Here is an 18,029-nt window from a genome sequence, read left to right as displayed (position 1 = left end):
TATGTACACTCCTCGCATGAGCACTGCCGAACGCCTCATCGAAAGCACCCGCGAACTGCTGTGGGAGCGCGGGTACACCGGCACCAGCCCCAAAGCGATCCAGCAGCGGGCCGGCGCCGGGCAGGGCAGCATGTACCACCACTTCGCCGGCAAGCCGGACCTGGCACTCGCCGCGATCCACCGCACCGCCGAGGAGATGCGCGCCAAGGCCGAGGAACAGCTCGCCGCGCCGGGTACCGCCCTGGACCGCATCACCGCGTACCTCCGCCGGGAGCGGGACGTCCTCAAGGGCTGCCCGATCGGACGCCTCACCCAGGACCCGGACGTCATCGCCGATCCGGCGCTCCGGGCCCCGGTCGACGACACCCTCGCCTGGCTGCGCGAGCGCCTCGCGGAGGTCCTGGCCGAGGGCCGCGAACGCGGCGAACTGGGACCCGGGCTGGACCCGCAGGCCGCCGCCGCGACGGTCGTCGCGGTCCTCCAGGGCGGCTACGTCCTGGCCCGCGCCGCCGACTCCGTGACGCCGTTCGACCAGGCCGTCACCGGCGTACTCGCCCTGCTGACCGCACACGGCACCCGGTGACCGAGCCCGCCTCCACAGCCGACGGCCGCCCGCCGACCCCCTGACCGTCCACCGCGAAAGGCAGCACCTTCGTGTACGCCAAGCAGTACGAGATCACCCTGCCCGCCGACTACGACATGCAGATCATCCGCAAGCGCGTGACCGAGGGCGGCCACGTCCTCGACGGGCGCGCCGGGCTGGGCCTCAAGGCGTACGTCATCCGTGAACGCGGCGTCAACGGCTCGCCGGTCAACCAGTACGCGCCCTTCTACCTGTGGAACGACACCGGTGCGATGGCCCGGTTCCTCGTCGGCGGCGGCGGATTCCAGAACATCATCCGGGACTTCGGGCGCCCGGTCACGCGGCACTGGACCGGCATCGCCTGCCACGCCGGCCCCGCCCGTACGACGGCCCCCCGGGCCGCCTCGCGCCGCCTCACCCCGCTCCCCGACGACTCCGGCTCCGACCCCACCGGCCTGGAGCTGACCGCCCGGATCGAGCGGGAGGCCGAAGAGCTACGCGAGCTCGCCCGCCACGCCGACGTCCACACCGCAGCCCTCGCGGTCGACCCGCACCACTGGCAGCTGATGCGGTTCGTCCTCTGGAAGGACACCGCCGCACCGGACGCGTCGGCCACCGAGCATTACGAGGTGCTGCACCTGTCCGCACCCGGCCTGAGCCACCTGCCGGAGGGGCGGTCCTGGTAGCCCCCTCGGCCCGCTGCCGGGTCTGCTCTTCCTGCCGGAATCGCCAGTGCCACGTCGGTCCGGCCTGCGCGGAAGAGCACACCCGCCGGATGGGCCCCCGCCGGATCCGCTCGATTCGCATGCCGACTGACTGTCGAAAGGGTGGATGCTTTCGGGCGGCCGCCGGAGAGGGATGCCGTGGAATAAACGCCGAAAAGAACCTCGAATTTCCGACTCGCCCCCCATGCGGTCCCCGCGCGGCCGGATTCCAGGAAGTGAAGCGCTGGGCGACCGGCGTGAACATACCGGCCGACCTCGACGGAATCTCCTTGGCGCGTGCCCTCACGGAACAGGTCCGGCGCAGGGGGAATCATTTCCTGCCGCCGAGGACACTTGACCAGATGCGCGACGTCCGTGACCTCCACACCGTGGACCGGCCGTTCCTCGAAGCGTTCCTCGACTGCACGTTGGACAAGCACGAAGGGCGCTTCTGGAACCGGAGCTATCTCGCGCTGCCGTTGCTGGAGCTCCTGCTGGAGGAACGGCATTCGGGGCTGGCCGGCCGGACCCGGCGATCCTGCGCAAGCGGCTGCGTCACGCCCTGCGGTTCGTGGGCGGCCGGCTCGGCCCCTCGGATGCCCACGACCTGCCGGCCCGAGTGGCCGAGACGGCCGAATCGTGGAAACGAAGACCTTCTCGCCCGCCTGCCCCGGCCTCCGGCGACGGACGCCGGCCATTGGTTCGACGTATCCGTCCAGCCGGTGTACGTCGTGCATGACGAGTACTTCTTCATCCGAGCCCTTCGGGCTCATGAAATGATTTCACCGCGATCTCGACGGACATCAAGGAATCCGTCAGGGCCTTGCGTGAGCGGCGCATCGAATCCTTCGTGGAGCGTGTGGACCGTGCGACCGCAAGGTTCGGGCGTTCCGCAGCACTCTTCCGGATGGTCGCCACGATGCGCGCGGAGCAATTCTCCACCTTCCGACAGTTCACCCAGGGAGCCGGCGCCATCCAGTCCGAGCAGTACAAGCGGTTCGAGACGGCGTGTGGCCTGCCGACCGCCCCCCGGATGCAGTCAGCGCTGGAAGTCCACCCATCGGAGCCTCGCCGTGCGCATGCTCGGAGATGCCCGCGGTTCAGGTCGTACAGAGGGAGTTCCGTACCTGACCGCATGCATGGACAACCGCCTCTTCTGGCGGCTGAACGAGGTCCACTCGAAGGCATCGAAGGCCTCGAAGGCATCGAAGGCCTCGTGAACCGGTCCACACGCCGCTGCGCGCCCCCGCGGCTACACCAGCACCCCGGCGAAGAACATGGCCCCCAGCAGGGCGTACTGGACCAGGCAAAGGGCCAGCAGCGCTACCTGAACCCATCGGGCCATGTACCTGACCAGGACGGCCCCGACGAACATCTGTGCATGGTTGCGGTACCACGACATCTCCGCGCCGGCGAAGAACGGCAGCCAGAAGATCGCCACCGTCAGGACCAATGCGGCCCACTCCTCGGTGGCGAGCCGGCGGTTCCGGGCGAGTCGAACCGCGGCCGTCGCCACGATGAGCACCACGAAGGCGATGTTCAGCCAGAGCTGGGTCCGGTGCGCGGAGAGACCGTGTTCCACCAGCCACGGCAGGTGCCCCTCGGGTGTGTACCAGGCGCTGAACGGAAAATCGTAGGCCTTCCTCATCTCGGTGAAGGGCTGGCGCAGGCCGCCTTGTTTGTAGCTGGACCTCTGGATCGTCTCGTACGCGTCCCAGCGGCCCGTCGCCTGCCACATCAGCCACTTGGCCCAGAGCACCCCGCAGCCCGCGAGCGCCGCAGCCGAACCCGCCTTTGCGACACGTACCGGCCGCGTGTCGCTTCGCCACGCGAAGAACGGGCTCAACAGCAGCATGCCGACGGCAGCCGCGCCGACCAGATGACAGGCGGCCGCCACGAAACCACCGGCAGCGGCAATGCCCCAGGAACCGCGCTTCACCCCGGCGATACAGACGAGCAACGCCAGCGTTCCGAGGGCGATCGGGAACATCGCATGGAAATAGACGCCGCCCGGGAAGACCGTGGCCAGGGCGAGAGTGAGGCCGGTCGCCCAGGTGAGGCGGGCGCCGAGCAGCCCCCACAGCACCGCGAACATGCCGAACAGCGACACCTCGGTGACGACGACAGCGGACACCTCGTAGGAGAGCCCGGTGGCGGAGAGCGCCCGGACCGACATGGGGTAGCCGGGAAACCAGGCGACATTTCCACACACGACATCGGGAAAGTTCGCGTAACGGTCCCGGCACCGGAACATCTCGTAGCCGCGCTCGGCGATGGACAAGTAGTGCTCGGAATCCCAGCGGCGGCGGCCGTCCGTGGACCAATAGGAGACGGCGGATCCGTCGCCGGTCACGGACGCGCCCGCGACCAGCCAGGTGATGAGGTTCGTGACCAGCCATGCGACGGCCGGAGGCAGCAGTCGGTGGCGCCAGCCGGGGCGCCATGGCAGGGCGGGTTGCGCCCGTGCACGTCCGGGAACCATGTCGATCATCGGCGGGATACCCGCACCGCACGGCCAACCGGCCGCGCCGTTCCGACGGGACGCACGGACAGGGGAACTTCGATCATCTCCGGCTCCGTGCTCGTCTCGTCGGGGTGAGCTCGATGGACCGCAACGTGTGCGGCATCGCCCAGGCCGCGCCTCCGGTACGGTGCCGTGCTTCCCGATCAGTGTGGCGAACGCCTGACGGGGCTGCACCTGGAAGTGCTCCTCCGGCGTCCGAGGACCGGGACCGCCAGCTCGCCGTACGCGAGACCGTGCCGTGGAAGGAATGCCACGGAAGAGAAGGGGCTTGTCCGTCCGCGACGGACGGAAAAAGACAATGGCAAGGAGATTGCCCACTCCTTGCCACACTCAACATATAGCGCACGGGGGGCCTTGCGGCAAGGCCCCGGTCGTACTGCAGAATCTCCCACCGAAGCCGGAACCTGCGGATATCAGTGATTCGCGGAGTGCATGGGCTTTGTCCGCGGAATGGGGGATTTGATGATTGACGTCATCGTTGCCGGCGGTGGACCGACCGGTCTGATGCTGGCCGCCGAGTTGCGGCTGCACGGTGTCCGCGTGCTCGTGCTGGAGAAGGAGACGGAGCCGCCCAGGCAGTCCCGTGCGCGCGGTCTGCACGCCCGCAGCGTCGAGGTGATGGACCAGCGCGGCCTGCTGGAGCGGTTCCTTCCGCTCGGTGAGCAGTTCCGGGTCGGCGGCTTCTTCGCGGGCCTCGGCACCTCGTGGCCGGACCGGCTCGACACGACGCATTCGTACGTGCTCGCCATCCCGCAAACCGTCACCGAACGCCTGCTCACCGAACGCGCCACCGAACTCGGCGCCGAGATCCGGCGCGGCTGCGCACTGGTCGGGCTGAGCCAGGACGACCACGGTGTGACCGTCGGGCTGGCCGACGGCACGCAGCTGCGCTCGCGCTACCTCGTCGGCTGCGACGGCGGCCGCAGCACCGTGCGCAAGCTGCTCGGCGTCGGCTTCCCCGGCGAACCCGCCACGATCGAGACGCTGCTGGGCGACATGGAGCTGACCGAGGATCCGGCCACGGTGAGCGCCGTCGTCACGGAAGTCCGCAAGTCTCAGCTGTGGTTCGGGGCCATTCCCGATGTGGACGGCAACGAAGGGGTGTACCGCATCGTCGTGCCCGCGCAAGGAGTGGCCGAGGACCGCACGGCCGCCCCGACCCTGGAGGAGTTCAAGCAGCAGCTGCGGGTGTTCGCCGGCACCGACTTCGGCGCGCACTCACCGCGCTGGCTCTCCCGCTTCGGCGACGCCACCCGGCTGGCCGAGCGCTACCGGACCGGCCGCGTCCTGCTGGCCGGCGATGCGGCGCACATCCACCCGCCGACCGGCGGGCAGGGACTCAACCTCGGCATCCAGGACGCCTTCAATCTCGGCTGGAAACTGGCCGCCGAAGTGGGCGGCTGGGCGCCGGAGGGGCTGCTCGACAGCTATCACGCCGAACGCCACCCGGTGGCCGCCGACGTACTGGACAACACCCGCGCGCAGACCGAGCTGATGTCCCCCCGGCCGGGTGCCCTGGCGGTACGCCGGCTGATGGCGGAGCTGGTGGCCTTCGAGGAGGTGAACCAGTACCTCATCGAGAAGATCACTGCGATCGGGGTCCGCTACGACCTCGGCGAGGGGCACGACCTGCTCGGCCGGCGCATGCGGGACCTGAAGCTGAAGCGGGGAAGCCTCTACGCGCTGATGCACGGCGGCCGCGGACTGCTGCTCGACCAGACCGGCCGGCTGTCGGTGGCGGGCTGGGCCGACCGGGTCGACCACGTCGTCGACGTCAGCGCGGAACTGGACGTGCCCGCGGTGCTGCTGCGGCCGGACGGGCACGTGGCGTGGGCCGGCGAGGACCAGCAGGATCTGCTGCGTCGCCTGCCCAGGTGGTTCGGCACGGCCACCGGCTGAGGCGGCGGTGGCCGTACGCGCTCCACCACGGGAAAGAATGGTGGCGGCCGCGTGACGGCATGCGGTGGACACGGATTGCACGGGGAGTGCTCAGGTGGGGACGACGAACGTAGACGAATACGGCCGGCCGTGGACGACCTCGGGTGGCGGCCCGATCGTCGTGGTCCCGGCGGAGGCTGCCGCACACTGGCGGGGAACGCTGCCTCCCTCGGGCGTCGAAGTTCCGGAGGGGTGGACCTGGGGTGCGCCGGGCGGCCCGGAATGTGACTACGACCGGGCGTGCTGTCCGGCCGTTTCGGAGCCGACGCCGTTCGGGGGCTTCGGATGGGTCGAGGTACAGGAGCAGCCGGTGCTCGTGCTCGACGGCGAGGTCCCTACGCGGTTCGAGGCGGACGGCGAAGGCGGGACCCTGGTCCGCTCGTCGGAGTACGAAGCCGACGACGATCCCCGGAGGGTCTCCGCGGAGAGCTGGCGCTCCGTGGGGACCGAGGTCATCTCGCTGGTCGATGGCCGGCTCTTCATGTTCGACTCGGCCTTCGCAGGCGCCGGCGATCCGGAACGGATCCCGGCCGACGACGGCGTGGGCGTCATCACGCTCGGGCCCGGCCACTGGCGTGTCGAGTTCGCCACCAACGCCGACGAGGTCGACTTCGTACGCTTCCGACCGGCCTGACGCCTGCACGCGCAGCGCAACGGACCTGCTCGTCGGAGGCAGGCGCGGCCACGCCGAGCCGGCCCGATACCGGGCTTCGCGAAAAGAGAGAGTGGGTCAAGGCACTGGTCGAGCGAGGCGACCCGGAACGACGTGCCCGGCCGCGCCACCTCGGCACGACCCTCGACCACCACGCCCCCACGGTCCTCCGCGAAGCCCTCGGGCACCTACCCGGCGCCTGACCGCCGCTCTTCGCTCAAGGGCCCGCGTTGAGCTCCGCGACGATCGAGGCGGGGGTGTGGCCGCTGCCGTCCGACAGACGGTGGAAGTCGACGGAGACGTAGTTCGGGGTGCGGCCCCCTGCCGCGGTCCGGCACTGCTCGGCGATCCGGTTGCGCAGCTTGGTGCCGTTGTCCAGGGACGCCGTCAGGACGGTGGGCACGTTGCGGTGGTGGCTCATCGTGAACAGCCTGCGGAATCCGGGCTCCTGGCGGTCCAGGGGAAGATCGGACCAGCGGCTGACGCACGCGAGGTCGTTGCCCAGGTCGCCGAGGCTCCAGTAGTTGCTCACCGTCCACGCCTTGTCGTACATGACGCCCAGGTGCTCGCGGTCGGAGCGGTCGGAGAAGATCAGCAGGCGTTTGCCGGCGGTGACGAGGTCGGCCACCTTCGGCCATCCGTTCTGCCGGACACCCCACTCGTCGGCCCGGAACAGCAGCTCGGGCAGCCCCCTGACCCGCCCGAGGGACTGTTGCAGCTGCTCGGCGCTGACGTAGTCCTCCAGGAAGACGGTCACCACCTCCTCGGGGTGGGCGGCGAGGAAGTCCACCACCGTCTGCATCGTGCCCTGGAAGGACTGCCGCGGCAGGGCGTACGTCGCTCCGGCGAAGGTTTTGCAGTCGCCGTGGCACAGGTAGACGTCGCTCGGGTAGCAGTCGCTGCCGAAGCTGATGACGCACAGCCATGTGCTGCGCTCGTACCAGTGCGTGTCCAGGCTCAGGCCCCGTACGCCGTTGTCGAGCTGTGCCCGTACCGACTCGGCCTGGTTCACCGAACTCCAGCGGGAGTCCTCATAGTTGGTGAAGGCGTTGTGAGTGGTCAGGAACGCGACCTCGTCGAGGCGGCGGGCGCCCCACCGGGCGGTTGCCGCGGCGGTCGGGCGCGTGCCGGCGGAGACCGTGACGGGTGAGGGCGCCCGGGCCCCGGCCGAGGCCGCCGAGGTGGCCGCGGTGCCCAGGAGGGTCAGGAGGAGGACGCACAGGAAGGCGTGCCGGCCGGTTCGTCTCAGGGGTGCGCAGGCGGTGGTCCGGGGTGCAGGCGACCACCATCGCATCATGTCCATGCCAATCATGCGCGGGAGGGTAGCGCGCGGGCCGTCGATCCGCTGCTCCGGCGACACGTTCGGCCGGTATTCGACGCTGCGCCCCCCACAGCGCGCGGCGCGCTGTGCCACCTCCGTGCGAAGGGCCGACGTTCCCGTCGGCCCTTCGCCACGTTTCGACGGCGTGGAAGCTGCCGTCTACTGCCTCTGCCGCTGCCTCCGTCGGGGTCGGTACTCTTCCTCGGCTTCGTCCTCGTCCTCCTCGTCCTCGGCCTCCTCCTCGTCGGGGGCCTCGTCCTCGTCTTCGTACTCCTCCTCATCGGCGTACTCGTCCTCGGGTTCCTCCTCGTCCTCCTCGGCTTCTTCCTCGTCTTCTTCGGCGCCGTCCCCTTCCCCGCCTTCTTCGTACTCGTCCTCGTACTCGTCCTCGCCTTCGCCTTCCTCCTCGCCCTCGCCTTCCTCTTCCAGAGCCTCCTCGTGCGTGCGGACCACCTCGCCGTCGCGGATCTCGCCGCGCCAGCCTTCCGGCTCGTCGGTGGTGAGGGAGACGTGCCGCAGGAAGTGTTTGAGGTCCAGGCGCAGGCGGCGGCCCTGAGCGCGCCAGATGTTGCCGGTCTTCTCGAAGAGGCCGGAGGGGTAGTACTCGACCACGACGACGATCCGGGTCAGCGACGGGGCGAGTTCGTGGAAGCTCACGCAGCCGCGCGTGGTTCCTTTCGCACCTTCGGAGGTCCACACGATCCGCTCGTCGGGAACCTGCTCCTGGACGGTGGCCTTGTACGAGCGGGTCGACGGGCCGACCTTCACCTTCCAGTCGCTGGTGGTGTCGTCGTTGCGCGAGACGTCGCGCACCCCCTTGGCGAAGCCGCTGAAGTCCTCGTACTGCGTCCAGTGGTCGTACACGGTGCGCAGCGGCAGACCCACGTCGATGAACTCGATGATGTTGATGACCTTGCCGCCGCCCTTGCGGCCCTTCTTGCCCTTGCCGAACATCTGGGAGGCGGCGTCGGTCACCTTGTCCTTCAGGCCGCCGATGCCCTGCCCCACCACGGCCTTCAGGGGCGAATCGCCCTGCAGCAGCCGGCCTCCGATGCCGGCGACGTCGGAGAGCTTCCCGCTGCCTTGGGCCACGTCCTGGAGCTGGTCGGTGACGTCCCCCAGCTTCTCCGAGGCCTTGTCGGCGAGCTGTTCGGCTTGGGCGCCCAGAAATGCGGACAGCTCTTGGAACAGCTGGTCCAGCCCCGACTTGGATTCCTGCGCGTTGGCGCGGTCGGACTGTGCCATGACCTACCTCCGCGTGGACGGCTTGCGAGTTGCCGTTTTCTTGGCCGCGGTCTTCTTCGCCGCAGTCTTGCGTGCCGGTGTGCGCGCCGCGGTCTTCTTCGCCGCCGTCTTGCGTGCGGGACCGCGCGATGCAGCCTTCTTCGCCGGTGCGGTCTTGGCCGTCTTCTTGGCAGCCGTCTTGGACGGGGCCGTCTTCTTGGCGGCTGCGGATCGTCCTGCCGTCTTCTTGGCGGCCGTCTTCTTCGCAGCGGTCTTCTTTGTGGCGGTCTTCTTGGCCGCGGTCTTCCTCGCGGGAGCCGACGGTTCCGATGCGCCCGGTCGTCGTCGCGGCGTCTTACGGGCGGGCGGCCTGGCGGCGGTGCGGGCCCGTGTCGGCGGTCGGCCGCGCGTTCGCGGCGGCGGTTCTTCTTCCGGCTCTTCTTCCTCTTCCTCTTCCTCCTCCTCGGGCTCCGGCTCGTAGGCCTCCTCCGCTTCCTGCTCGTCTTCCTCGCCTTCCTCCGGCTCCTCCTCTTCCTCCGGCTCCTCCTCCTCTTCCTCCTCCTCTTCTTCTTCCTCTTCGGCCTCCGGCTCTGCGTAGCCCTCCTTGCCCTCGTCCTCGCCCTCTTCCTCGTACTCGTCCTCGTAGGGCTCTTCTTCGGCTCCCTTGCCGCCGGCGCTGGTGAGTTCGAGCGTCCGCTGGTGGAGGGAATCGGCGAAGTCGGCGAGCTTGCGGTTGGCGGCGGCTCCCAGCGCCCTCTTGCCCGCGTCAAGGGCCTCGCCCCGAAGCTGGTCACCGAGTTCGGCGAACTGCGGCATCTCCTTGAGCTTGCCCAGACCCTGCGTCATGAGCTGGCCCGGTTCAAGACCGAAACGGCGGCCGGCGAGATAGGTCGCCGCCGTGAACGCGAGGCGGCCCTTCTTCGCGCGTCCCAGTACATAGCCCCCGGCCACGGCGGCCGCGAGCGCGATTTTGGTCGTGTCCTGCATGAGCTGCTGTCCCTTCACCAGGGCGCTTGCGGGTTGTCGTCGCCGCCCAGAAAGCCGTCTGGGTCCGCGGATGTGCCCGGCTGTGCTGCGTACCGGCCGGGAGACGGCCCCGCTCAGGCGGTCCGTAAGCCGCCTACCCCCGATACGGGACATACCTCCATATATGATGACATTGTAGTTTCGGCAAGTGGTGTTCCCCCAGTGGAGTGACCTATGGCCGCAGGAGAACCGACACGTCCGCGTAGAGTCCGCCGCCCGGCCGACGACGCCGAGGAACCGGACAGGCCGCCCGTCCGCCGCGCTCCCGCCAGACGGCAATCCGACGGGGTCCCCGACGCGGCTTCGGCGATGCGCTCCGCAGCCGGGCAGCTGGCGTACCTGCTGGGTCGGGCTCCCGACTCCGTCTCCTCCCTCAAGCCGACGGAGGACGGCTGGGAGGCCCAGGTGGAGGTGGTGGAACTCGAACGCATTCCCGACACGACCAGCGTGATGGCCAGCTACAAGGTCGCCCTGGATCCGGACGGCCGACTGGTCTCCTACGAACGGACCCGCCGTTACAGCCGAGGCATGATCGACCGGCCGACCTGAAGACAGGCCCGCCGGGAAAGGAGGCGTCATGACCATGGTGCCGCAGAGCGGCAGCAGCGTGAGCAGGGGCGGAGGAGGCGGCACGGGCACCCTGTACGACGTCCTGGAGCTCATTCTCGACCGTGGGCTGGTCATCGACGTCTTCGTGCGCGTCTCACTGGTGGGCATCGAGCTCATCAAGATCGACGCCCGGATCGTGGTGGCCAGCGTCGACACCTACCTGCGTTTCGCCGAAGCATGCAACCGACTCGACCTCGAAGCGGGCCGCAAGGCTCCCGCCCAGCTGCCCGAAGTCGTCGGGAACATGATGGAAGGCGGGGCCCGCGGCAAGTCCAAGGGGGCGTTGAGCGGGGCGGTCGACGCCGTGACCGAATCCCTGACCGGCCGCTCCTCCAAGGCGGAGGAACCGGAAGAGGAGGAAACCGAAGACGAGGCCGCGCCCAGGCGGCGGCGTCCCGCCCGGCGGCCGGTACGCCGGGAAAAGGAGTAACCGATGGCGCTTTACGTGTATGCGATCACCGGCAAGGACCACCCCCACCGCCTCGACGGTCTGACCGGCGTGGGTTCCGAGCCCTCGCCCGTGCGCACCGTCACCGCCGGACCCCTGTCCGCAGTGGTCAGCGACGTCTCCGAAGAGGTCAAACCCAAGCGCAGGGACCTCCAGGTGCACCAGGAGGTGCAGCAGCGCCTCATGGCGGACGCGGTGGTCCTGCCGCTCCAGTTCGGCTATGTGGCCACCGACGACGCCGTGGTGCAGCAGGCCCTCGAAGACAACGCCGACGGCTACCTGGCCACTCTCCGGCGACTCGACGGCTGTGCGGAGTACCACGTGAGGGCGTCCCAGGAGGACGAGGAAGAGCTGCTGCGCCAGATCCTGCAGGATTCCCCCGACGCGAGGGCACTCAACGAACGGATCCGGGGCGGCGACCAGGATCCGCAGCTACCCCTCGCCCTGGGCGAAATGGTCGCGCGGGAAGTGCAGGAACGCCAGGACACGCTGGCCGCGGGCCTGGTCCAGGCGCTGCTGCCCTACGCCCGCGAGCACGTCACCCGTCCGCCTTCCAGCCCCGATTTCCTCAACCTTTCGCTGCTGGTGCCGCACGAGAGCAAGGACGACTTCCTGGCGGCGCACGCCAGCCTCGCCCGCCAGATCGAAGGCGGCGTCGACTTCCGGCTCACCGGACCCCTGCCCCCGTACAGCTTCGTCTAGTGACCACCGGTGCCCCTGCACCCGAGGGACGCCCCCGCACCCGGGACGCTCCCCGCACACCTGCCAGAGGAGGACACGGACCATGGGCCTGCTGACACATCTGCTCACCCTCCCCGTCGCACCCGTGCGCGCCGTCGTATGGGCCGCCCAGCGGGTCGCGGAGAAGGCTGAGGACGAGTACTACGACCCGGCGCCCGTATGGCGCGAGCTCGCCGACCTGGAGCAGCGCCTGCTGCGCGGCGAGATCGACCAGGACACGTTCGACCGCAGGGAGGACGAGCTCATCGACCGGCTGACCGAGATCGCAGAGTTCCGCGAGCAACGTCCCTGACGGGGGAAGCGAGGCCGTCATCGTGTCTGAGCCCCTACCCGGCCGACTCGGATCCGTTCCCTCCCGCGCCGCCCCCATGCCGTACGGGCAGAGCACCTCCAGCCTCGCCGACATCCTGGAGAGGGTCCTGGACAAGGGGATCGTCATCGCCGGTGACATCCGCATCAACCTGCTCGACATCGAACTGTTGACGATCAAGCTCCGGATCCTGGTCGCCTCCGTGGACAAGGCGAAAGAGATGGGCATCGACTGGTGGGAACACGACCCCTCGCTCTCCTCCCGGCACACCGGCAGCCCCCTGGAGCAGGAGAACCGCCGCCTGCGCGCCGAACTGGAGGCCCTGCGCCGCGAACGGCTCGACGGAACGGAATTCCCCCCGGGCACGACCGACGAGGAACCCGAGAGCGGTGCGGGCGGCGGGCCCGCACGGGGGCGCCGACGATGAACACCTCCGAGGGAACCCTCACGTACGTCTACGCCGCGGCCCCGCTCACGGAAGAGCTCCGCGACGTGTCGGCGCGCCTTCGCGGGATCTACGGCTCGCCCGTCGACTTCGTCACCGCAGCCTCCGCACCCGGCGCCGACGACGCACCGGCGCCCCTGGCCTTCGCCGTCAGCCATGTACCGCGGAACGACTTCAACGAGAACGCGCTCAAGAACCATTTCGAGGACCTGGAGTGGCTCGAAAACGTCGCGCGGGCCCACCACGACGTCGTACAGGCACTCTCCGCGCACGCCACCGTCCTCCCGCTGCGCATGGCCACCGTCTACCAGGACGACGACCGCGCCCGCCGGGCCCTCGCCGAGCAGCAGCCGGTGCTCGCCGCACGACTCGCCCGGCTCACCGCCCACACGGAATTCGGCGTGAAGATCTACCTCGCCCACGCCGGTGCCCCGACGGATTCCGGACCCGCCGCCGAAGCCGGAACCGACACGCCCGAGAGCCCCGGAAAGGCGTACCTCCGGCGGCGCAGGGCCCAGCACAACGCCCTCGAAGCCATGTACGGACGCGCGCAGGAGGCCGCCGCGACGATCGAAGCCACGGCCTCCCGCTACGCCACGCAGCGCGTACGCCACCCGGCCCAGAGCGGCGCCCTGACCGGGCCGGCGGAGAACGTCCTGAACGACGCATACCTGGTCCCCGACGAGCATGCGCACCTGTTCCGCGCGGCCATCGAGGAGGTGGCAGGCGATTTCGACGGCGTTCGGGTCGAGGTGACCGGCCCCTGGGCGCCCTATTCCTTCGCCATGCCGGCCGGCGAGCCCCAGGACGCGGCCCCGGGCGAGGAGCACGGCCCATGACCCTCGCGGAGCGCGGCGAACCGCTGCCCGGGCGCCAAGTGGCGCTGGTGGACCTCCTCGACCGGCTGCTCAGCGGCGGCGTCGTCATCACCGGCGACATCGTGCTGTCCATCGCAGACATCGATCTCGTCCGCATTTCGCTGCGCGCCCTCATCGTGTCCGTCAGCTCCGAGACGACTCCCGCCGCGGAGGCACGGGCGGGGCCGGAGACCCGGAGGAGCGGCCGACATGGATGAGGAACGCCCCGAGCGCGACCCCGGGCGGGAGGATCCGGGCGGCGACCTGCGGGGCATCGGCGACTCGATGTCGCAGGCGTTCCGGCTCGTCCAGGCACCCCCCACGCCCACGCCGCGCAACGGGCCTGCGCGCGCGGCGCACCGCATGTACACGGACCGCGAGAGCGTGGAAGAGGACCTGCTCAAACTCGTCCTCACTCTGGTGGAACTCCTGCGTCAGCTCATCGAGCGCCAGGCCTTGCGCCGGGTCGACGCAGGAGACCTCACGGACGAGCAGGAGGAGGAACTGGGGGCCACGCTCCTCGCCCTCCACGACCGACTGGCCGAGCTGTGCGCAGAGCACGGCTACACGCTGGAAGACCTCAACCTCGACCTCGGGCCGCTGGGTCCGCTCCTCCCGCCCCGAAGCCGACCCCCTTGAACGGCGTGCGTTCTTGAACGACCTGCGTTCCTGACGACCTGCGTTCCGTGAGCCGTCACAGCATCTCGAAGTCCTCGAAATCGAATCCGGGCGCCACGACGCACGTCACGAGGACCGGCTCGTCACCGGCCGGTTCCGCGCTCTGCCAGACGCCGGCCGGTACGAGGAACTGCGGCTGCTGCCCCCGTTCGACGTCGGGCCCCACCACTGTGGCCGCCCCCTCGTCGGGCGCGGCCCCGCTGCCGCCGAGCCGCAAGGTCAGCGGGCCGCCGCGGTGCCACAGCCACAGTTCGTCCGAGCGCACCCGGTGCCAGCGGGAGACCTCGCCGGGGTGCAGGAGGAAATAGATGCCGGTCGCGAACGGGCGCGGCCCTGCGTACCCCTGCGGAACCGCTTCCGGCCCGGTCTGCCAGGTCCGCCGGAACCACCCGCCCTCGACATGCGGCTCCAGTCCGAGGCACGTCACCAGTTCGGAAATCTCACCCATGCGCACATCCTGATGCATGAGGCCCTTCACCTGACGGTCAGTCGCCGGGCCTTCCAGGGCCGGAGGTGCCTGAGGTGCCCGAGGTGCCGGTGGTGTCAGTGGGGCCTGTGGGCGTCACCTCGGAGCGGGACGTCTTGTCGCCGAGGGCCTTGGTCAGCCAGCCGCCGGCCACGATCAGGACGACGCCCGGCCACCACACGTCGGTGAAGATCAGCACCGCTATCCCGATCGGCACGAGGAGCCCTGCCAGCGGAAGCAGCAGACCGGCCAGCCGGGGTTGCTCCGTCACCGGTTGTCCGCTCTCGCGCCGGACGCGGGCGCGGACCACCTCCGGGTACCAGCCCGTGAAGCGGAGGGCGGCCACGATGGCGAGGATCTGGATGATCCAGGCCGTCCAGATGTTGTCCGGGTTGTGCAGCACCAGGTCCCCGTAGCCGCCCGCCACCGCCGCCACGAGGAAGGCCAGCCCCCACACCGCGGTGATCATGTAGTTGGCGTGCAGGAACGCGGGGCTGTGCCAGCGCGCGGGGTCGACCTGTTCGCGGGCGTACTGGAGGGTGAAGGGCAGGCGGACGGCCATCGAGCCGAAGGCGATCAGGACCAGCGCGATGTTGGACACTTCGCCCGCGTACGTTTCCAGCCAGCGCAGCGTGCCCGGACCGGCCAGGGCGCCGACGACGGCCATGCCGGCGAAGAAGACCAGGTCGGCCAGTTCCAGGAGCTTCCACGAGGTGCCGCGGCGGACGACGCGGCCGAGGACGACCAGGGCCAGGGCACTCGCCAGGGCCAGTCCGACCGCGACCTCGAACCGGCCGGGTCCGACCAGCAGGGAGAAGACGATCCACGGGGCCATGCCGACGACGGGGTTCTCCAGGAACCCGTTCGCGCCGGAGGCCGCAGCCGCGCGTCCCGCGGTATCCACCCTTTCAGGGTCTGCCCGTCGGGCGCCTCCGGCCACTCGGTCGCGTGTGGGCGCGGTGGGGGGTCCGGCCCGTGGCGGTCGGGCCGGGAGCGGGGATCAGAACGCGAAGACGGCGTTGCCGTTCAGGGTCGCGGACATGGTGCAGCTGTTGGCGAAGGTGTGCTTCCAGGAGACCCGGCCGCCCTGCCAGACGCCGTCCGCAGTCACGGTCACGGGCGCGTAGTGCATCGGGCACGCGCGGTTCACGTCGGGCGCGGCCAGCAGCCTGTCGAAGGCGCCGCCGGTGGAGTTCAGGGTCGTACAGGCGGCCTTGGGGTCGGGGTGGGTGCCCTGCGCGGACGGCATGCAGCTGAGGGTGGCGGCACGCAGGACGGTGCCGGCGGCGGCGTCGTCCCCCTGGGTGACGGAGAAGACCATGGCGGAGGGGGCGTACAGGCTGGTGGGCTTGGCCTCCGCCATGCCGGTGGCGCCGGCCAGGCACATGAGGGCGGCGGCAGAGACAGCAGCGAAGCGATGACGCACGACAGACTCACTTTCGATATGAAGGTCAAGCGCGACAATCCCTTGGGTTGTCGAGCTTCGGTGGGGTCGAGTCTGTCGGATCTGAAGGTGCGTCGCACATCGACGGCCGATTTACGGACACCTCGTTCGAATATCGGATAACGAAATGGTTGTTCGGGCAGCTCGCGCGGGGTGCGAGCACTCCGGCTCCGAGCGGAAACGGGGCGTGACGGCAGGAACACCCGCCCGGATGTGCGCCACTGACCTGGCATCGGGCGTCCTGCGTTCACCTGGATGCCATTCAGCTTGTCCGAATCCGTGCGCTTGCGGGGTGACTGCGTTCCCGAGGACGGAGGACAGGCTCTTGCCGTCGTCGTCGACGTCGGAAGGGACGAGCACGACGAGCCGGCCTACTTCGGCGGGGAGTTGGGCGGCTGTGGACTCGTAGCCGGGTATCCGGGGAGTCCTCAGACCACCGGCTCTGATCGTTGCTGCACGCCGTCACCGAGGTGTCCGGCGCCGGCCGCTGCGTTCAACCGGCGCTGGTGCGGCATGTTCCAGCCTTCGGCGAGCCTCGATGGATGGACGTTCCGGCCACCGCCGAAGAACTCGCAGAACTTCATGATCAGCGGATCCCAGCCGAGCGGGTCCACGTAGGAGGTCCCCGGGATGACCAGCTCCTCGTCGACATGCGCGCGAAGGACCTCCACCTGGAAGGCGGTGGCGAACGGAACGGGACCGCCGAAGGGATGGGCCGAGACGACCCTGCACTCCAGCTGGACCGGACATTCCGCGACCCTCGGTACGCCGACCACTTCCGAGGCCTGCCGGGTCAACCGCGCGGCGGCGAACTTGTCCGGCTCGTACCGGTAGCCCTGCTTCACCTTGTATTCCGGCACGGCGGGTTTCCCCGTGGTGAGTGCCATCCGGTCCACGGCGTCCACCATGGCCGCGGAGGGCAGGTTGAGCACGCATTCGCCGTCCCGCAGCAGGTTCGCGGTGGTCTGGGCTTCGTTGCCGAGTCCGAGCATGCAGGACTGGCCCAGCCACCAGGCGGAGGACATCGGCGCGAGGTTGGCCGTGCCGTCTTCGTTGCGTGTGCTGATCAGCACCACAGGAGTACCGAAGTACAAGACCTTGAGCCCGGGGACGACGTGCATGTGCAGTACCTCTCGCAAAAGTGCCGGACGGACAGGCTCGGAATCGGAACACGAGCCGTCGCCGACTCTCTCCTGAGCGGGACCGTCACCGCTGGCGGGAATACGACGTCGCGTTCCGGTGCGGGCCGAGTGGGACACCGCCCCAGCCGGCCGGTCCGTCGCAGCCGACGACCGCGGTACCGGAAAACGCTTTGCTCCTACCGGAGCCAGTTGGTACCGTCGCGCCGCGCAGGAAGCGCGTGATCACAGGACAGGGAGGTTGATGAATATGGCCGCCGACGGCCCGCTTCAGCATGCCCTTGTCCGGACCGCGCACTGACGGAGCACGGTCCGGGTCGATCCAACGACCAGGAATGACACGTGCACTTCTCCCTCTCATCTTCATCAGCCCACGCCGAACTGACCACCGATCGTCTCGTCCTGCGGCCCTGGACCGCCGCCGAGGCCGCTGCGGTCCTCGACGACAGCAGGTCTGCCCAGTGGGCCGACGACTTCCCCGCTGAAGGCGACCGCGTGATCGCGGGCCTCTTCGAGCAGTACCCCGCCTGGCTCGGCGAACACGGCCACCGTCTCGTCGTCGAACGCGACAGCGGCCTGGTCGTGGGCTCGATCGGCCTGTTCTGGCCCCCCGACGAGGGGATCCTCGAACTCGGATACGGCATCGTGCCCTCCCGCCGCGGCCGGGGCTACGCCCCCGAGGCCACCCGGGCGCTCGCCGCGTTCGCACTCACCGCGCCCGGCGTCCACACCGTGGTCGCCGGCGTGGAGTCGTCGAACCCGGCTTCCGTTCGCGTGCTGGAGAAGGCCGGCTTCCATAGGTGGACCACCGAGGAGAACGTGACCCGCTTCAGGGTCACGAAGCCGGACCTTCAGGAGCGATGACCCCGTGGGGGGGGGGGGCGCCCCCGGCCCGCCCCCCCGGTGCTGGGGCGGGAAGG

21 protein-coding genes are annotated in these 18,029 nt (G+C 69.6%); 13 read left to right on the top strand and 8 right to left on the bottom strand.

What is annotated here, in order from left to right:
• Positions 1-16 precede the first annotated feature (16 nt).
• Together ABZ128_RS22130 and ABZ128_RS22125 are read left to right on the top strand one after the other, a co-directional pair.
• Entirely contained in the window at positions 17-583 is a 567-nt protein-coding gene (locus ABZ128_RS22130) for a TetR/AcrR family transcriptional regulator (RefSeq protein WP_356850493.1), read from the top strand.
• A 71-nt stretch (positions 584-654) separates the two neighbouring features.
• Positions 655-1,269, top strand: coding sequence for a DUF4865 family protein (locus ABZ128_RS22125; protein ID WP_356850492.1), 615 nt, complete (start codon positions 655-657; stop codon positions 1,267-1,269).
• Between the two features lie 1,270 nt (positions 1,270-2,539).
• On the opposite strand, the gene ABZ128_RS22120 is transcribed toward ABZ128_RS22125, so the two are convergent.
• Positions 2,540-3,778, bottom strand: coding sequence for a hypothetical protein (locus tag ABZ128_RS22120; protein ID WP_356850491.1), 1,239 nt, complete (start codon positions 3,776-3,778; stop codon positions 2,540-2,542).
• 495 nt (positions 3,779-4,273) lie between these two features.
• Here ABZ128_RS22120 and rox point away from each other — a divergent pair, with 495 nt between their 5' ends.
• Entirely contained in the window at positions 4,274-5,710 is a 1,437-nt protein-coding gene (rox, locus tag ABZ128_RS22115; protein ID WP_356850490.1) for a rifampin monooxygenase, read from the top strand.
• Between the two features lie 64 nt (positions 5,711-5,774).
• Entirely contained in the window at positions 5,775-6,383 is a 609-nt protein-coding gene (locus ABZ128_RS22110) for an Imm21 family immunity protein (protein WP_356850489.1), read from the top strand.
• Between the two features lie 235 nt (positions 6,384-6,618).
• Here ABZ128_RS22110 and ABZ128_RS22105 read toward each other — a convergent pair whose 3' ends face one another.
• From ABZ128_RS22105 to ABZ128_RS22095, 3 genes are all read right to left on the bottom strand, one after another.
• Complete coding sequence (locus ABZ128_RS22105) at positions 6,619-7,713, bottom strand: PI-PLC domain-containing protein (protein ID WP_356850488.1); 1,095 nt, start codon at positions 7,711-7,713, stop codon at positions 6,619-6,621.
• Positions 7,714-7,881: 168 nt separating this feature from the next.
• The gene (locus tag ABZ128_RS22100; RefSeq protein ID WP_356850487.1) at positions 7,882-8,967 is read right to left on the bottom strand and encodes an SRPBCC family protein; all 1,086 of its coding nucleotides are present in this window, start codon (positions 8,965-8,967) and stop codon (positions 7,882-7,884) included.
• A 3-nt stretch (positions 8,968-8,970) separates the two neighbouring features.
• Complete coding sequence (locus tag ABZ128_RS22095) at positions 8,971-9,933, bottom strand: histone protein (RefSeq protein ID WP_356850486.1); 963 nt, start codon at positions 9,931-9,933, stop codon at positions 8,971-8,973.
• A 213-nt stretch (positions 9,934-10,146) separates the two neighbouring features.
• On the opposite strand from ABZ128_RS22095, the gene ABZ128_RS22090 reads away from it, so the two are divergent.
• The 8 genes from ABZ128_RS22090 (at position 10,147) to ABZ128_RS22055 (ending at position 14,021) form a co-directional block, all read left to right on the top strand.
• Positions 10,147-10,521 (top strand): gas vesicle protein, encoded by a 375-nt coding sequence (locus tag ABZ128_RS22090; protein WP_356850485.1) that lies wholly within the window; start codon positions 10,147-10,149, stop codon positions 10,519-10,521.
• Positions 10,522-10,549: 28 nt separating this feature from the next.
• The gene (locus ABZ128_RS22085; RefSeq protein ID WP_356850484.1) at positions 10,550-11,011 is read left to right on the top strand and encodes a gas vesicle structural protein GvpA; all 462 of its coding nucleotides are present in this window, start codon (positions 10,550-10,552) and stop codon (positions 11,009-11,011) included.
• A 3-nt stretch (positions 11,012-11,014) separates the two neighbouring features.
• The gene (locus tag ABZ128_RS22080; protein WP_356850483.1) at positions 11,015-11,731 is read left to right on the top strand and encodes a GvpL/GvpF family gas vesicle protein; all 717 of its coding nucleotides are present in this window, start codon (positions 11,015-11,017) and stop codon (positions 11,729-11,731) included.
• An 82-nt stretch (positions 11,732-11,813) separates the two neighbouring features.
• Positions 11,814-12,062 carry a gas vesicle protein GvpG gene (locus ABZ128_RS22075; RefSeq protein WP_356850482.1) on the top strand — a complete coding sequence of 83 codons (249 nt, stop codon included), beginning with the start codon at positions 11,814-11,816 and terminating at the stop codon, positions 12,060-12,062.
• Between the two features lie 22 nt (positions 12,063-12,084).
• Complete coding sequence (locus ABZ128_RS22070) at positions 12,085-12,507, top strand: gas vesicle protein (RefSeq protein ID WP_356850481.1); 423 nt, start codon at positions 12,085-12,087, stop codon at positions 12,505-12,507.
• Entirely contained in the window at positions 12,504-13,364 is an 861-nt protein-coding gene (locus tag ABZ128_RS22065) for a GvpL/GvpF family gas vesicle protein (protein WP_356850480.1), read from the top strand. Before ABZ128_RS22070 ends, ABZ128_RS22065 begins: the two co-directional genes overlap by 4 nt.
• Positions 13,361-13,600 carry a gas vesicle protein gene (locus ABZ128_RS22060; protein ID WP_356850479.1) on the top strand — a complete coding sequence of 80 codons (240 nt, stop codon included), beginning with the start codon at positions 13,361-13,363 and terminating at the stop codon, positions 13,598-13,600. Before ABZ128_RS22065 ends, ABZ128_RS22060 begins: the two co-directional genes overlap by 4 nt.
• Positions 13,593-14,021 (top strand): gas vesicle protein K, encoded by a 429-nt coding sequence (locus tag ABZ128_RS22055; RefSeq protein WP_356850478.1) that lies wholly within the window; start codon positions 13,593-13,595, stop codon positions 14,019-14,021. The genes ABZ128_RS22060 and ABZ128_RS22055 overlap by 8 nt, the downstream gene beginning before the upstream one ends.
• A 55-nt stretch (positions 14,022-14,076) precedes the next feature.
• On the opposite strand, the gene ABZ128_RS22050 is transcribed toward ABZ128_RS22055, so the two are convergent.
• The 4 genes from ABZ128_RS22050 to ABZ128_RS22035 all read right to left on the bottom strand — a co-directional run bounded on the left by ABZ128_RS22050 (position 14,077) and on the right by ABZ128_RS22035 (position 17,091).
• The gene (locus ABZ128_RS22050) at positions 14,077-14,508 is read right to left on the bottom strand and encodes a cupin domain-containing protein (RefSeq protein ID WP_356850477.1); all 432 of its coding nucleotides are present in this window, start codon (positions 14,506-14,508) and stop codon (positions 14,077-14,079) included.
• A gap of 37 nt (positions 14,509-14,545) precedes the next feature.
• Positions 14,546-15,430 (bottom strand): hypothetical protein, encoded by an 885-nt coding sequence (locus ABZ128_RS22045; protein WP_356850476.1) that lies wholly within the window; start codon positions 15,428-15,430, stop codon positions 14,546-14,548.
• A gap of 96 nt (positions 15,431-15,526) precedes the next feature.
• The gene (locus ABZ128_RS22040; RefSeq protein WP_356850475.1) at positions 15,527-15,952 is read right to left on the bottom strand and encodes a subtilase-type protease inhibitor; all 426 of its coding nucleotides are present in this window, start codon (positions 15,950-15,952) and stop codon (positions 15,527-15,529) included.
• A gap of 446 nt (positions 15,953-16,398) precedes the next feature.
• A complete protein-coding gene (locus ABZ128_RS22035; protein ID WP_356850474.1) occupies positions 16,399-17,091 on the bottom strand; it encodes a flavin reductase family protein in 693 nt (230 codons plus the stop codon).
• Positions 17,092-17,451: 360 nt separating this feature from the next.
• Between ABZ128_RS22035 and ABZ128_RS22030 the strand changes: the two genes are divergently transcribed.
• Positions 17,452-17,973, top strand: coding sequence for a GNAT family N-acetyltransferase (locus tag ABZ128_RS22030; protein WP_356850473.1), 522 nt, complete (start codon positions 17,452-17,454; stop codon positions 17,971-17,973).
• Positions 17,974-18,029 lie beyond the last annotated feature (56 nt).

Origin of the sequence: Streptomyces sp. NPDC006326 (genome assembly GCF_040612915.1) — a bacterium.
Lineage (GTDB): Bacteria > Actinomycetota > Actinomycetes > Streptomycetales > Streptomycetaceae > Streptomyces.
The sequence above is the reverse complement of the archived record's forward strand: the minus strand, read 5'-3'. Positions and strand labels throughout refer to the sequence as shown.